The following is a 13,654-nucleotide window of genomic DNA, read 5'->3' as shown; positions in this document are numbered from 1 at the left end:
CCACCTAAAGGAGGTTTTGACCGATGGCTAAAAAAGCACCTGAGGTCGGCGAGTATAAGTACGGGTTTCATGACAAAGACGTTTCGATTTTCCGCACAGAGCGTGGACTGACTGAAGAAATTGTACGTGAGATCTCTAGACAGAAAGATGAGCCAGAGTGGATGCTTGATTTCCGCTTAAAAGCTCTTAAACAATTCTATAAGATGCCAATGCCACAATGGGGCGGCGACTTAAACGAATTAGACTTTGATGAGATTACGTATTACGTAAAACCATCTGAGAAGTCTGAACGTTCTTGGGATGAGGTACCTGATGAGATTAAGCAAACGTTTGATAAATTAGGTATTCCTGAGGCAGAACAAAAGTATCTTGCAGGTGTATCCGCTCAGTATGAATCTGAAGTTGTATACCACAACATGCAGGAAGACTTAGAAGAACAAGGAATCATATTCAAAGACACGGATACAGCTCTTAAAGAAGATGAAGAGATCTTCCGTGAGCACTTTGGTAAAGTGATTCCACCTGCAGATAACAAGTTCTCGGCACTAAACTCTGCAGTATGGTCTGGTGGTTCTTTCATTTACGTACCAAAAGGCGTAAAAGTTGAAACACCACTACAAGCCTACTTCCGTATTAACTCGGAAAATATGGGTCAGTTTGAGCGTACGTTAATTATTGTGGATGAAGGTGCTTCTGTACACTATGTAGAAGGTTGTACAGCACCTGTGTATACAACAAACTCTCTTCACAGTGCAGTTGTTGAGATTAATGTCAAAAAAGGCGGTTACTGCCGTTATACAACTATCCAAAACTGGGCAAACAACGTTTATAACTTGGTTACAAAACGTGCGGTTGCTGAAGAGAATGCAACAATGGAATGGATCGACGGTAACTTAGGTTCTAAGTTAACGATGAAATATCCGTCTGTTGTTCTTAAAGGCGAAGGCGCACGCGGTATGACTCTTTCAATTGCCCTTGCTGGTAAGGGACAACACCAAGATGCTGGTGCGAAAATGATTCACTTAGCACCAAATACGTCTTCTACAATCGTATCCAAATCCATCTCTAAACAAGGTGGTAACGTAACGTATCGTGGTATTGTTCAATTCGGTCGTAAAGCGGAAGGTGCCCGTTCTAACGTTGAATGTGACACGCTGATTATGGATAACAAATCTAAATCAGATACAATCCCTTACAACGAGATTATGAACGAAAACATCTCTCTTGAGCACGAAGCGAAAGTTTCTAAAGTTTCTGAAGAGCAGCTGTTCTATCTAATGAGCCGCGGACTTTCTGAAGAAGAAGCGACAGAAATGATCGTAATGGGCTTCATCGAGCCATTCACGAAAGAACTTCCAATGGAATACGCAGTCGAAATGAACCGTCTGATCAAATTCGAAATGGAAGGTTCAATCGGTTAAGCTGTATTCGTTATAAACGAATAGACTTTATAAGAGGACGAAATCAACCCGATTTCGTCCTCTTTTTGTATGGCTCTGTTTGATATTGGGATCTCTATGCTGAGGTAGTTGAGTGGAAATCGGGCCGTTACTACATTTGATGAGTGCTTGGGCTTGCCCGGGGACAACTCGCTTTCCTGCGGGGAGCTCGGAAGCCTCCTCAGACGGCAGGCCGCCTTCCGAGGTCTTCCCTAGGCTCTTTACCCCGCGGGAATCTCGTCGTCCCCGGGCAAGCCCTGCCTTCATTTGAATAACGGCCCCGCAGCTTAAGTGAGAGTCACCATTCCATTATTAATTTGGAGTGTTGGTTCGGGAAATCGCGAGACTCCTGCGGCAAGTGGAGCCAGCCTAGTTCCAGCGTGGAGGGCCTAGCGAGACAAGCTATCTTTTTTCCAAAGGCTTATCACCTTTTCCAAACCTCGTGTGGGGCCGCGGAAACCGAACCACCTTACACCCAGACTAAAGCTAACGGAAACATTCTCTCAACTTAAGGAGGACCATATATGATGGCTTATGTGGAACACGTGGCTTTCCTCATGTTTTTAAACTGAAAAAGGTGGTAAGATAATGATAGAATGAGTAATTGTTTATGGAAAGGAATTGTGTGTGTTGGTTGCTCTTATCATGTTGATTATAGGTTTTTTCACAGCTTTTGTTGGCAGTATTGCAGGCATTGGCGGAGGTACCATTTTAGTCCCGTCTATGCTGTTTTTACACAATATATCTGATGCATTTGAGTGGGCGACCCCACAGAAGATTGTAGGGATCTCAGTAGTCGTGATGATCTTTACTGGACTTTCTTCAACGATTGCGTACTGGAAAAGTAGGCGCATTGACTATAAGACCGGATTGATTTTTTTAGTTGGATGTTTGCCTGGTGGTGTGTTTGGATCTTGGTTTAATCAATTTGTTGAGAAGGATTTGTTCTCCATAGCTTTTGGAGCTCTTATGATTGTTATATCCCTGTTATTCTTCTTACCAAGACCTAAACGATCAGAACCATCTACAGAAGAGAAGAAGCTTCATATTCAGCGTTCTTTCACGTTGAATGAAACCACCTATCATTATCAGATTCCTGTCATTGGTGGGTTTTTTATGGCATTCTTTGTGGGATCCTTGTCGGGCTTATTTGGTATTGGCGGCGGTTCTCTTATGGTGCCTGCTATGATACTTCTGTTTGGTTTGCCAGCTCATGTGGCAACAGCAACTTCCATGTTTATTATATTCTTTCTTAGTATTTCAAGCTCAAGTACCCACATTCTTTTGGGGCATGTTCCGTGGATTTATACGTTATGTTTTATACCTGGTGCCTGGATTGGTGGGACAATGGGGGCAAAGGTAAACCAAAGAATGAATGGGAAAACGGTGGAATGGATTTTACGAATCATTCTCATTTTAATCGGTATTCGCTTAATTTGGGATGGAATTAGGTAAGGAGTCGATTAGATGAAGGAAAACATTTATCTTTATTATACAAACGATTTACATAGCCATTTTGAGAATTGGCCTCGTATTGTGGGGCATTGGAAAGATCGGAAGAATCATCATAAGAAAATGGATGAAGATATGTTTCTATTAGATGTAGGAGACCATGTTGATCGGTTTCATCCTATTTCAGAAGCGATGATGGGGAAAGCAAATATTGATTTATTGAATAAAGCAGGTTATAACTGGGTTACTTTAGGGAATAACGAAGGGATTACTTTAAGACACGAGGATTTATACTCGTTATATGATGAAGCTCAATTTGACGTAATCTGTGCAAACTTATCAGCAACCCATAACCTTGATCCAGCGTGGTTAAAGCCTTATACCATTCAGACGACTTCACAAGGCACAAGAATTGCCGTCATTGGTTTAACAGCGCCTTTTTACTCCTTTTACAAGCAGTTAGGGTGGGAAGTGGTTTCTCCATTTGATAAGCTTGACGCCTTAATAGAAGAGGTGGAAGAGGAGTCGGATATTATAGTGTTATTGTCGCACCTTGGTATTAATGATGATGAAGAGATTGCAAATCGTTACCCTGCCATAGACGTGATTATTGGGGGTCATACCCACCATTTATTTAAAGATGGTGAATTTATTAATGGAACGCTTTTATCCGCAGCGGGTAAGCACGGAATGTACGTGGGTCAAGTTGCTTTAGTATGGGATCAGGATAATAAAGAAGTAGCTCGTAAGTCTGCCAGTGCTTATTCTCTAGAAACGCAAAGTGAAGATCAGGAAACGAAGCAGATAATTGAAGATTACGCAAATAAAGCTTCTGGCATGTTACATGAAACGGTGACCCATTTAAGCCAAGATCAAAATGCCAATTGGTTTCAAACGTCTGAGCTAATGAAACGTTTTGTAGAGACACTGCAAAAGTGGACAGACGCAGATGTTGCGATGTTAAATGCTGGTGTCTTGCTAGAAGGGTTTCCTCAAGGGCCTGTTACAAGAGGAGCGATCCATCAGAAATGTCCTCATCCCATGAATCCTTGTAAAGTTGAGCTACGAGGAGATCAGCTTATGGAAGTTATTCGTCAGGCTCATGCTAAACGTTTTATGGAACTGAAACTAAAAGGCTTTGGGTTTCGGGGTGAAGTAATTGGGCGTATGGTCTTTGCAGGAATAGAAGTGCAAAGCGAAAAGGCTCAAGACGGCCAGGAATACGTAACAAGTGTCATGATTGAAGGGGAGAAGATTGATCCGACCCACACGTATTCGGTGGCTACTGGTGATACGTTTACGTTTGGACGTCTTTTGCCGGAGATCGCGAATAGCCCGAAAAAAGAATACTTTATGCCAGAGTTACTGCGTGATCTATTACGAGAAACACTAAAGCAAATGCCTTAAATCATGCACTTTCTTTTGCTGCTTTCATAAATTGTAGCAGAAGGGAGTGGATTACAATGGTTACGGTCGAACCGATATGGATTGAGGGAGTGCCATTTACAGCTGTTTCTGTTGTTTTGCCAAAGACGAATTTATTAGTCGTTACTCATGATAAAGGCTACATCATGTGCGGAGCTTTAGATGTGGATTTATTAAATGAAAAGCTGTCTGATCGAAATATTGTAGCGGGAAGAGCGGTAGGAGTACGCACAATACAAGATCTTTTGGAAGCTCCTTTAGAGAAAATCACAATAGGCTCAAAAGCTTTCGGTTGGGAAGAGGGAATGATTGGGAAAGAGGCTATGTTAAAGTTGGCGAAAGATGACGACTAATCAAGGCCTGTCCGGGGGAGTTTGAGGTTCAGGTTCTCTCGGTTTACATAAGTGGAAGAATACTGAGATAAGCTTTATATAAGGTTGGGGTGTTATGAGATTACTATCAACGTTTTCTTTAGAAGCAGGTCATGAACTCGCTAAGCCGATTCATAATGACAAAGGGAAGGTTCTGATCCATTCGGGTGTATTATTAACAAATAAGATGATTGAACGGCTAAATGATTACGGAGTTACCTATGTTTACATAGAAGATGAGGCCACAAATGATATTGTGACGGAGTTCCCCATTTCAGATCAGGTCCGTAATCAAGCGATTGACCGCATTACGGATACGTTTGATAAGATTAAGTCATCAAATATTAAAGATTCATTTATCTTCGATCGTACAGGGGAAAAGATGAAAGATGTAGTCCGGAAGATCCTATCAGATATTCAGGGTCACAAGAAGGCTGTCTCGTTGCTTTCAGATGTATTTACATACGATGACTATATTTTCACTCATTCTCTTAATGTAACAATTTATACATTAGCGTTAGGCACGGAACTTGGGTTACCTTCTAAGAAGTTAGAAGAGCTTGGGTTTGGCGCGATTTTGCATGATGTTGGGAAGGTGAAAGTTCCAAGAGAAGTTTTGCTCAAACCTGGAAAGTTGAATGATGAAGAATTTAAACTTATTAAAGAGCATTCAGAGGCCGGCTTTAATATCCTCCGGGCGGCCCCGAGTGTGTCCTTGGTCGCTGCACACTGTGCTTATCAACATCATGAAAGACTTGATGGTTCTGGTTATCCACGGGGGTTGTGCGATAAAGATATTCATTACTATGCTAAGATTTTGGCAATCGCAGATGTCTTTGATGCCGTCACAAGTAACCGAGTCTACAGAAGAGCTATGCTTCCTCATGAAGGTCTAGAGATTTTATATGCCGGTTCTGGCACGAAGTTTGATTTACATATGATTCAAGCATTTAGGAGAAGTGTAGCGGTTTATCCGAACGGATTAAGTGTCACATTAAGTGATGGGCGAAAAGGGGTAGTTTCTAGACAAAACACTGAAGTTAGTGACCGGCCTCACATAAGGATATTAGAAGAGAACGGAAAAGCTGTCGTTCCTTATTATGAGGTAGATTTAGGAAAGGAACTCAATCTCATGATTACGGAATGTGATACGACGTTGGTTGGAAAAACAAAATAAACAGTCAATCCCTGTCCTCATCTTGCATAAGAATGAGGAGAGGGGGTTTTTAATATGGGGAGAAATAGGCGAAAGGGAACAATGGCACCACCTCCAGCCAGACAAATCTTTATCATTACATTTATGTTTTTTCTCATAAGCACATTTGTTAGCTTATGGATTATAAATAAAGGAATTGAACCTAAGATTATGGAAATCGCAGAAGCCAGAACAGAACAATTTGCCAAAGAAGCCATTGCAGAAACCGTCAGTAAAAAGATGGCTGAGGATTTGAATGTTAATGATCTCGTTCAATATACGTATGATGATCAAGGGAATGTTGTTTCAGCCGGATTTAATTCGGCTGCCATTAACAAAGTCACTCGAGATACCCTATTTCGCGTTAATCAATACTTAACAAGGTTAGGAGAGGGAGAAGATCCTGATCCTGGCATTTCCTATGACGTGGACTATGATCAACCAGAAGAAACAAATTCAGAAATTGTGCAAGACAAGCGGACGATTGCACGCATTCCTTTAGGGCAAGCCACAGGGAACACGCTATTATCAAATTTAGGACCAGAAATTCCTGTTCATTTTACGTATATCGGAAATGTAAAGGCGGATGCGGTGAAAGAAGAAAAAGAATACGGAATCAATATGCTTGTTGTGGATATAGATCTGAAAGTTGAAGTCAACTTACAGGTTTTATTACCGTTTTCGACTAAATTAATTACGGTAGATACAGAAGTTCCTATTGCTCATAACGTCATTATTGGAAAGGTACCTGATTTTTATAATGGCGGTGGCGGTGGGATGAATCCTTCTATCGAAGTTCCAACAAACCCCTTGCCAGGACCTTAAAATCTTGTTATGATAATACATGTCTTACACAAAAATTAAATTTCATCTACCCTTATCATATCGATGAGGTAGAGGTGCATTTAGCATAAGTAACCAGTTTGAGGATGACAACAATGAGAACTGGCGAAAGGGCTACTTGCCGAAGCGTAACGAAGCGTCAATCTTTCTTACGCTGGTGCATTCCCGAATAGAGAATGTACTGTCATGCAAACCGGACGTTGGATTGCATGATGCGCTACTGATCGAGATGGAGGATAACAATATTATTTGCTATAAAACAGCAGGTAATGATAGGTTATTTTCTCTATCATTATTTGCTGTTTTTTTATTTCCTCTTACTCTTCTGCATTTTAAAGCCAGATTACCACACCAATCTGAGCTCGACAGTACTTGCGTCGTCATGTCCATCGTTCCTTTCCTTCAAGAGACATCAGGCCTGTAACACGAAGGAGACGAATAACTCAACAACACGGAGGGAACGAAAAGATGGAAGGAACGATTTACTCACTTATTCCACCACTAGTTATGCTTGTCTTAGTTCTTGTGACAAGACGAGTACTCATTTCATTAGGAGTTGGCATTTTACTAGGTGCTTTTATGCTCCACGACTTTTCCTTGTCCGCAACCTTATCTGAAGTATGGAAGCAATTCTATACCATTTTCTATGTGGACGGTGCCCTTAATTTAGGGAATTTATTCTTACTCAGCTTTTTACTATTACTAGGGATTACCACAGCGTTTATGACAGCTTCTGGTGGTAGTCGTGCTTTCGGAGAATGGGCCATCCAACGTGTGAAAACACGAAAAGGTGCTCAAGCCATGCCAGCTGTACTAGGTATTATTATTTTCATTGATGACTACTTCAATAGTTTGGCCATTGGTTCTGTAGCACGACCTTTAACGGACCGTTATAAAGTATCAAGAGCAAAGCTTGCTTATTTGATTGACTCTACTTCAGCACCGATTACGGTTATTTCTCCGATTTCAAGCTGGGGTGCTTATATTATTGGAACCATTGGAACTATTATTGCTACCAATGAGCTAACCCAATTTAGTGGCTTAGAAGCCTTTGTTAAAATGATTCCAATGAACCTATATGTATTCGCTGCTATTTTACTTGTGTTCTTAACGATCTATCGCAAATTCGATATCGGCGCTATGAAGAAGCATGAGCAAAAAGCAGAATATAATGGGGAATTGGTTGACCAATCAAAAGATGTTCCTGGTGATTTAAACAATGAATTTAAAGACGTTCAAAGCGGACGCGTTTACCATCTTATTGTACCCATTATCGTATTAATTCTAGCTACGATTGTCGCAATGGTGATTACAGGCATTCAAGGGACAGAGGGGAACGTAACGATTCTTGAAATCTTCAAGAATACAAATGTGAACCGTTCATTGTTTGCTGGCGGCCTATTTGCAGCTCTTAGTGGATTTGTTCTGTATGTTGCTCAACCTGGAGATAAATCATCTCTTGGAAAAGTGGGATTAGAAGGTTCTAAAGCAATGCTGCCTGCTATTTATATTTTGGTCTTTGCTTGGATGATCGGAGCGATTATTGGTGAACTTGAAACAGGGGAGTTTTTAGCGAATCAATTTGAATCCTTAAATATTAATCCGTCTTACTTGCCATTGCTTGTTTTCTTAGTATCTGGTGGTATGGCCTTCTCAACAGGAACTTCTTGGGGAACATTTGGGATTATGCTTCCGATAGCAGGTAATATTGCAGCAAACACAGATGTCAGCATGTTCTTGCCTGCTTTAGCAGCCGTGTTAGCCGGAAGTGTGTTTGGGGATCACTGTTCACCGATCTCAGATACATCCATCCTATCTTCTACAGGTGCAGGGTCGAACCACATTGATCACGTTATGACGCAGTTGCCATATGCACTAATTAGTGCCGGAGCCACTGCTGTTGGATACATGGTTTATGGCATGACATCTAGCGCATTCCTATCCCTTGTGATTACCCTTCTACTTGTAGTGCTTATAGTATTTGCTGTTAATCCAAAAGGGAAACCTTCAGAAGTAAACGAATCGAAAACTGCTTAAAGATCAAAAAGTCCGTTATGTATCATACATAACGGACTTTTTTTATGGAATTTAGGAGATGACATACCTGTTGCAAATCCTTGGAGGATCACCGAAAAGATGACGTAATGGTAATGAATGTATTTAGAGAAAAAGTGTAGGACAAAAAGCCTAAATGTAAATATCTGAAAATTTTAAATATTACTTTACAAGCTGTGATGGGGTGGTTAAAATAAAGACAGCTATTAGTTAGAAAAGTCTGAAAAAAGAAAAAGATTACACATTCTCCTGGGTCAATATGCATAAGCTTGTAACGCAGGAGATGACTGTAGAAGGGGAGGGCTATTCATGGAAAAACGTGCTCAATGGGGAACACGCGTTGGATTTTTGCTAGCAGCAATGGGTTCAGCGATTGGACTCGGTAATATTTGGAGATTCCCGGCGACAGCTTACGAAAACGGCGGAGGTGCTTTCTTCTTACCTTATTTATTTGCACTTCTAACGGCCGGAATTCCACTATTAATCATGGAGTACACAATCGGTCATAAATACCGTGGTTCTGCACCTAAATCTTTAGGGAGAATGCGGAAAGGGTTTGAATGGATTGGTTGGTGGCAAGTTGCGATCTCATTTGTTATTTCTACTTATTATGCTGTTATTATCGCCTGGGCGGTTCTTTACGCAGGCTATGCTTTAAATGGTGCATGGGGGGATGATACGACATCATTCTTCGGAGGAGACTTTCTAAATGCCACAGAACCTGGTGTTATGGGTGGCATGAATATGAAAGTTCTTATCCCACTTGCGATCGTGTGGATTATTACATTAACGTTTCTTGGTATGGGAGTTAAGAAAGGTATTGAACTGGCGAACAAGATTTTCATTCCAACACTTGTGGTCTTATTCTTAATTATTGTTGTACGTGCTTTAACACTTGATGGAGCGGTCGATGGTCTACAGGCTTTCTTCCAACCAAATTGGGACGCGATTGGGGATCCTGCTGTTTGGGTTGCTGCATATGGACAGATTTTCTTCAGTCTATCCATCGCTTTTGCAATTATGATTACGTATTCTTCTTATTTACCAAAGAAATCTGATATCACAAACAACGCCTTTATTACCGGTTTTGCGAACTCATCTTTTGAATTATTAGCTGGTATTGGTGTATTTGCAGCTCTTGGATTTATGGCTATGCAAACAGGTCAGGAAGTTACGGATGTTGTAGATGGTGGTATTGGTCTAGCGTTTATGGTCTTCCCACAAATTATTAATGAAATGCCTGTATTATCAGGGTTCTTCGGTTTCTTATTCTTTGCTTCTCTTGTGTTAGCAGGGTTGTCTTCATTAATTTCGATTACGGAAACCTATGTAGCTGGTGTTCAGGAGAAGTTCAACTTATCCCGTGGAACAGCTGTTGCGATCGGTGGGGGATTATCAGCCGTTATTTCTCTTCTATACGCAACTAAGGGAGGTCTATTCTACCTAGACACGGTTGACCACTTTATTAACAGTTACGGCGTAGCACTTGCTGGATTGTTTGAAGTTGTCGCTGTTGCCTGGTTTGCGAAAGAACTTAAGAATCTCCAAGCCCATGCGAATAGTCTGTCCGATATTATGTTAGGGTACTGGTGGAGATTTTGCCTAAGTATCATTACTCCGGTTGTATTAGGTTATATGTTATTACAAAACCTACGTGTGGAACTTATGAAAAACTACGCGGATTATCCAATTGAATTCTTGTTCTACTTTGGATGGGTGGTTGCCATTGGGGCTATGTTCGTTGGTGCCTTAATGACGGTACGGAAATGGCCAAACAATGAACTGGCTATGCCAACAGAATCAAAAGATGAGAAGGAGGTTGGCTAAACATGAGCTGGATTATCATGTTTGTAATTGGTGCAGTTGTGATCTGGGGAGGTTTAATTGCCAGCATTGTTCGCGCTGTAAAAGCATCTAAATAAAATAAAGGAAATCCCTCTACGCACAAGCGTTAGAGGGATTTGTTATTTTTTCAATTGGCGTGTTTGGCGCTCCCACAGTTTCAAATGAGGGTAGGGGTCAAAAGACCACTCTGAATGGCCATTATCTTTATACATACCATAGTGAAGATGAGGAGGGAACTTCCCGGATGTTCCAGGCGGTCCGTATCCCGATGCACCTACATATCCAATGACATCTCCTGGTTTAACCACTTGCCCGACGTTTACATTTTTCTCAAATCCGTTTAAATGGGCAAAATAATGGTATATATTATGGATATCTCGTACACCGATTCTCCATCCCCCGAATTTGTTCCATCCTTTCATCTCAATTACCCCGTACGAGGTAGCGCGAACAGGGACTCCATAATTCGCAAAAATATCTGTCCCTTCATGAATGCGTCGACCTCCAAAACCTCTAGGGTCCCCCCATGTGTTTTTGTAACTGTAATTGTGATTCAGTGGGACGGGAAAGATGTGTTGGCCTAAATCGATGGTTTTCTCTGTCTTAAATACTTTTGCTGTATTCATAATCGTTTGTACGGATAAATCTCTTTCATAATAATTCCATAGCGCAATCTTTATGTCTTGCTTAGATGTACCAAATCCACTCATCCATTGTGAGAAGGAAACGAGGATATCGGCATCATTAGTTCGGTCAGCAAGGTCATCCCCATTTCCGTCTTGCCCTATTCCTTGGAATAGTTCGATTTCTGAGATAGGAAGGGCATCTTTTTGACTTGGATTTGTGGCACCATTCCACATTTCTCTAGGAATGGTAATGGCGATTACACCTTCAGATGCTGGTTCTTTTTGAATGTTGCGCTCATATTGGTCGACCGCAGCAAGATAGTACCATGGAATTTGAGTAAGGGACTCCATTGTTTTATATAAGTTCATACGTTGTGCTTTAACATCTGGCTTTTGCTCTTCAGCCCATGTTTGGTGAGGGAGAAGGGTTAGCAATAAGACCAATGCTACAATGCGTTTCATGATAATTCACCTCCAAGTGAAGGGTTATAACAGTAGTTTGCGAAAGCTTGAGGGTAAACATAAGTGGTAAATGTTAATAATAGAAGAGGGTTAAAAGCGTGATAAAGGGACTGTTTGTGATAAACAGTCCCTTCTTGAAACATATTCAAACTCGATAAGTTACTGATTCATTCCCTGTCCTTGAGGGACGTCACGCTTATCTTTTTTAGATTTTGTTTCATCATTGTACATCGCTTCACCTTGTGGTGACTTACGCATTTCTTTAATTGTTGATTCAAGCATGTTACGGTAGTTCTTATCGCTTGTTTTCATATTACTTAAAGATGCTAAATCCTTATACATGTTCTTCTGGTCGGTTACATACACTTCGAAGTACCGTGGTACAGTCGAAATTGCTGTTTTCTTCGCAATATCAGCTGCACGATCGCGGTCTACATCGTCTTCTTTCGTGTAGGCGATGAGTACTTCTGAATCCGTAACTAACGTAGCTGCATCTTTAAATGCGTTAGACTGAAGCATGTAACGAGTGATTAAGTCACTAACAGCTTCGCGGTTCATAATACCATAACGTACTTCGCCGAGCTTATCGACTTCACCACGTGAGTAGCGATTGTAACCAAGGCGTTGGGATGAGTTGTTGTTGGTACCCATGTTCTCAACTGATTGATAATTGTAGTTCTTGTTCTTGTTGAGCTCGGGACTATCATAGCCTACGTTCGTGCCGTACCCATCGTTATTTCTATCCATTGCACCCTGGTCTGTGTTGTCAGCACCACAACCTGTTACAACTAAAGTAGTTGCAAGGGCTGATGCTGCAATCCATGATTTGTAATTCAATGGAAACCCTCCTCTAGCATAATGTTGTCTCTCCCTCATCTATAGCTTTAGTCATTATGAAAAGTTCATGCTAGAAAATATTGAGTAAACAAGAAAAGTAAAAGTCAAAATATCCAAAATATGATACACTATAAGCACTATTAAGAGGTGATCGACGTGGTAGAAATTCAAGGAAAGAATTATCAGGTTGTTCTGGACGAAAAAGAGGGCTTCCAAGAAGAAGCGGTTAAGGAAAGATTTAGCGATATTTTAAGTAAATATGATTTTATCGTTGGAGATTGGGGATATGGACAGCTTCGTTTGAAAGGTTTTTATGACGATCAAAATCCTAAGTCTACATTTGATACAAAAATCAGCACGCTAGACGATTATATGTACGAATACTGTAACTTTGGTTGCGCTCATTTCGTTTTAAAGAAAACAGATAAGTAAAAAGGATATGGAAAAAAGCAGGGCAAGCGTATTCGCCCTGCTTTTTTTATTGTTCTTGCGATGGTTTTACTTCTTCGCCTGGGTGGTCATGTGTTGGGTGAGAGCCTGGATCTAAGCGCTGTAAATCTTTATGCAACGATTTATTCTCATAGTTAAAGGCGCTATAATACCTCTGACCAGGCCGCCAGGGTGTGCTTTTATTTTCAACAGGTTGATCTTTATTTCGTGGCGCGCCGTAAGGCCCTTCTGGCATTTGCTCAGGAATTAAATAATTTCGCATGGCTTCTACATTAGCGAAATCGGAGTACTTCTCTTTGTCTTCTTTAGACATAAAAATCCCCCTCCTATGGAATGTAGTGTTCCAAAGAGAGGGGGATTTTACTCGTTTACACGACTTCCCGTAAGAAGTCTCTTAATTCTTCTGCTTCCACTTCTGTTAAATTGAAGGCATGCTCCAGGTGTCCATCTTCCTCAACCTCTGACTGACTTAAAAGAGCGTAATGGTTGCTTTGTAAATTGATCACCATTTTCTTATCTTCATACTTCTTCGAAGAGGTAATGGCTAAATCGTATCGATGGCTCTCTCCCATAAAGCTTACAAAGCGTGTAGAAGTGCTTTCTTCTTGATCGGTAAGAATAAGTCGATCTTCTTTCATGCTTGTGCTCCTTCCT

14 protein-coding genes and 1 riboswitch are annotated in these 13,654 nt (G+C 41.0%); of the genes, 10 read left to right on the top strand and 4 right to left on the bottom strand.

What is annotated here, in order from left to right; all coding sequences use genetic code 11:
• Positions 1–23 precede the first annotated feature (23 nt).
• The 9 genes from sufB to QNI29_RS17025 all read left to right on the top strand — a co-directional run bounded on the left by sufB (position 24) and on the right by QNI29_RS17025 (position 10,702).
• On the top strand, positions 24–1,421 hold the full coding sequence (gene sufB / locus QNI29_RS17065; RefSeq protein ID WP_231418897.1) for a Fe-S cluster assembly protein SufB: 1,398 nt from the start codon (positions 24–26) through the stop codon (positions 1,419–1,421).
• A gap of 663 nt (positions 1,422–2,084) precedes the next feature.
• A complete protein-coding gene (locus QNI29_RS17060; protein ID WP_231418896.1) occupies positions 2,085–2,894 on the top strand; it encodes a sulfite exporter TauE/SafE family protein in 810 nt (269 codons plus the stop codon).
• Between the two features lie 12 nt (positions 2,895–2,906).
• The gene (locus QNI29_RS17055; protein WP_231418895.1) at positions 2,907–4,298 is read left to right on the top strand and encodes a bifunctional metallophosphatase/5'-nucleotidase; all 1,392 of its coding nucleotides are present in this window, start codon (positions 2,907–2,909) and stop codon (positions 4,296–4,298) included.
• Positions 4,299–4,354: 56 nt separating this feature from the next.
• Positions 4,355–4,669 (top strand): YunC family protein, encoded by a 315-nt coding sequence (locus QNI29_RS17050; RefSeq protein ID WP_231418894.1) that lies wholly within the window; start codon positions 4,355–4,357, stop codon positions 4,667–4,669.
• A 94-nt stretch (positions 4,670–4,763) separates the two neighbouring features.
• Entirely contained in the window at positions 4,764–5,864 is a 1,101-nt protein-coding gene (locus tag QNI29_RS17045; protein ID WP_231418893.1) for an HD-GYP domain-containing protein, read from the top strand.
• A 54-nt stretch (positions 5,865–5,918) separates the two neighbouring features.
• Complete coding sequence (gene yunB, locus QNI29_RS17040; RefSeq protein WP_231418892.1) at positions 5,919–6,707, top strand: sporulation protein YunB; 789 nt, start codon at positions 5,919–5,921, stop codon at positions 6,705–6,707.
• A 61-nt stretch (positions 6,708–6,768) separates the two neighbouring features.
• Positions 6,769–6,953: riboswitch (Lysine riboswitch) on the top strand.
• Between the two features lie 240 nt (positions 6,954–7,193).
• Positions 7,194–8,762: a Na+/H+ antiporter NhaC family protein gene (locus QNI29_RS17035; RefSeq protein WP_231418891.1), complete on the top strand. Its 1,569-nt coding sequence runs from the start codon at positions 7,194–7,196 to the stop codon at positions 8,760–8,762.
• A 327-nt stretch (positions 8,763–9,089) separates the two neighbouring features.
• Positions 9,090–10,607: a sodium-dependent transporter gene (locus tag QNI29_RS17030; RefSeq protein ID WP_231418890.1), complete on the top strand. Its 1,518-nt coding sequence runs from the start codon at positions 9,090–9,092 to the stop codon at positions 10,605–10,607.
• Between the two features lie 2 nt (positions 10,608–10,609).
• Positions 10,610–10,702 (top strand): MetS family NSS transporter small subunit, encoded by a 93-nt coding sequence (locus QNI29_RS17025; protein ID WP_231418889.1) that lies wholly within the window; start codon positions 10,610–10,612, stop codon positions 10,700–10,702.
• A gap of 42 nt (positions 10,703–10,744) precedes the next feature.
• On the opposite strand, the gene QNI29_RS17020 is transcribed toward QNI29_RS17025, so the two are convergent.
• Positions 10,745–11,713, bottom strand: a complete 969-nt coding sequence (locus tag QNI29_RS17020) for a M23 family metallopeptidase (RefSeq protein ID WP_231418888.1) — start codon at positions 11,711–11,713, stop codon at positions 10,745–10,747.
• Positions 11,714–11,872: 159 nt separating this feature from the next.
• On the bottom strand, positions 11,873–12,550 hold the full coding sequence (locus tag QNI29_RS17015) for a YhcN/YlaJ family sporulation lipoprotein (RefSeq protein ID WP_231418887.1): 678 nt from the start codon (positions 12,548–12,550) through the stop codon (positions 11,873–11,875).
• A 156-nt stretch (positions 12,551–12,706) separates the two neighbouring features.
• On the opposite strand from QNI29_RS17015, the gene QNI29_RS17010 reads away from it, so the two are divergent.
• Positions 12,707–12,982 carry a YutD family protein gene (locus QNI29_RS17010; RefSeq protein ID WP_036782576.1) on the top strand — a complete coding sequence of 92 codons (276 nt, stop codon included), beginning with the start codon at positions 12,707–12,709 and terminating at the stop codon, positions 12,980–12,982.
• A 46-nt stretch (positions 12,983–13,028) separates the two neighbouring features.
• Here the strand turns inward: QNI29_RS17010 and QNI29_RS17005 are convergent, their stop codons facing one another.
• Both QNI29_RS17005 and QNI29_RS17000 read right to left on the bottom strand, forming a co-directional pair.
• The gene (locus QNI29_RS17005) at positions 13,029–13,313 is read right to left on the bottom strand and encodes a cytosolic protein (RefSeq protein ID WP_231418886.1); all 285 of its coding nucleotides are present in this window, start codon (positions 13,311–13,313) and stop codon (positions 13,029–13,031) included.
• A 55-nt stretch (positions 13,314–13,368) separates the two neighbouring features.
• Positions 13,369–13,638 (bottom strand): DUF3055 domain-containing protein, encoded by a 270-nt coding sequence (locus tag QNI29_RS17000; RefSeq protein WP_231418885.1) that lies wholly within the window; start codon positions 13,636–13,638, stop codon positions 13,369–13,371.
• Between the last annotated feature and the right edge of the window lie 16 nt (positions 13,639–13,654).

Source organism: Pontibacillus chungwhensis, assembly GCF_030166655.1.
Classification (GTDB): domain Bacteria; phylum Bacillota; class Bacilli; order Bacillales; family BH030062; genus Pontibacillus.
Note: the sequence above shows the minus strand (reverse complement) of the source record. Positions and strands in the feature narration are given on the sequence as shown.

What these genes read in the sequence shown, in the direction of transcription:
- QNI29_RS17035 (WP_231418891.1), top strand. Translation starts at nt 7,194, where the DNA reads ATGGAAGGAACGATTTACTCACTTATTCCACCACTAGTTATGCTTGTC.
- QNI29_RS17045 (WP_231418893.1), top strand. Translation starts at nt 4,764, where the DNA reads ATGAGATTACTATCAACGTTTTCTTTAGAAGCAGGTCATGAACTCGCT.
- QNI29_RS17020 (WP_231418888.1), bottom strand. Translation starts at nt 11,713, where the DNA reads ATGAAACGCATTGTAGCATTGGTCTTATTGCTAACCCTTCTCCCTCAC.
- QNI29_RS17030 (WP_231418890.1), top strand. Translation starts at nt 9,090, where the DNA reads ATGGAAAAACGTGCTCAATGGGGAACACGCGTTGGATTTTTGCTAGCA.
- QNI29_RS17055 (WP_231418895.1), top strand. Translation starts at nt 2,907, where the DNA reads ATGAAGGAAAACATTTATCTTTATTATACAAACGATTTACATAGCCAT.
- QNI29_RS17000 (WP_231418885.1), bottom strand. Translation starts at nt 13,638, where the DNA reads ATGAAAGAAGATCGACTTATTCTTACCGATCAAGAAGAAAGCACTTCT.
- QNI29_RS17050 (WP_231418894.1), top strand. Translation starts at nt 4,355, where the DNA reads ATGGTTACGGTCGAACCGATATGGATTGAGGGAGTGCCATTTACAGCT.
- QNI29_RS17005 (WP_231418886.1), bottom strand. Translation starts at nt 13,313, where the DNA reads ATGTCTAAAGAAGACAAAGAGAAGTACTCCGATTTCGCTAATGTAGAA.
- sufB (WP_231418897.1), top strand. Translation starts at nt 24, where the DNA reads ATGGCTAAAAAAGCACCTGAGGTCGGCGAGTATAAGTACGGGTTTCAT.
- yunB (WP_231418892.1), top strand. Translation starts at nt 5,919, where the DNA reads ATGGGGAGAAATAGGCGAAAGGGAACAATGGCACCACCTCCAGCCAGA.
- QNI29_RS17025 (WP_231418889.1), top strand. Translation starts at nt 10,610, where the DNA reads ATGAGCTGGATTATCATGTTTGTAATTGGTGCAGTTGTGATCTGGGGA.
- QNI29_RS17060 (WP_231418896.1), top strand. Translation starts at nt 2,085, where the DNA reads ATGTTGATTATAGGTTTTTTCACAGCTTTTGTTGGCAGTATTGCAGGC.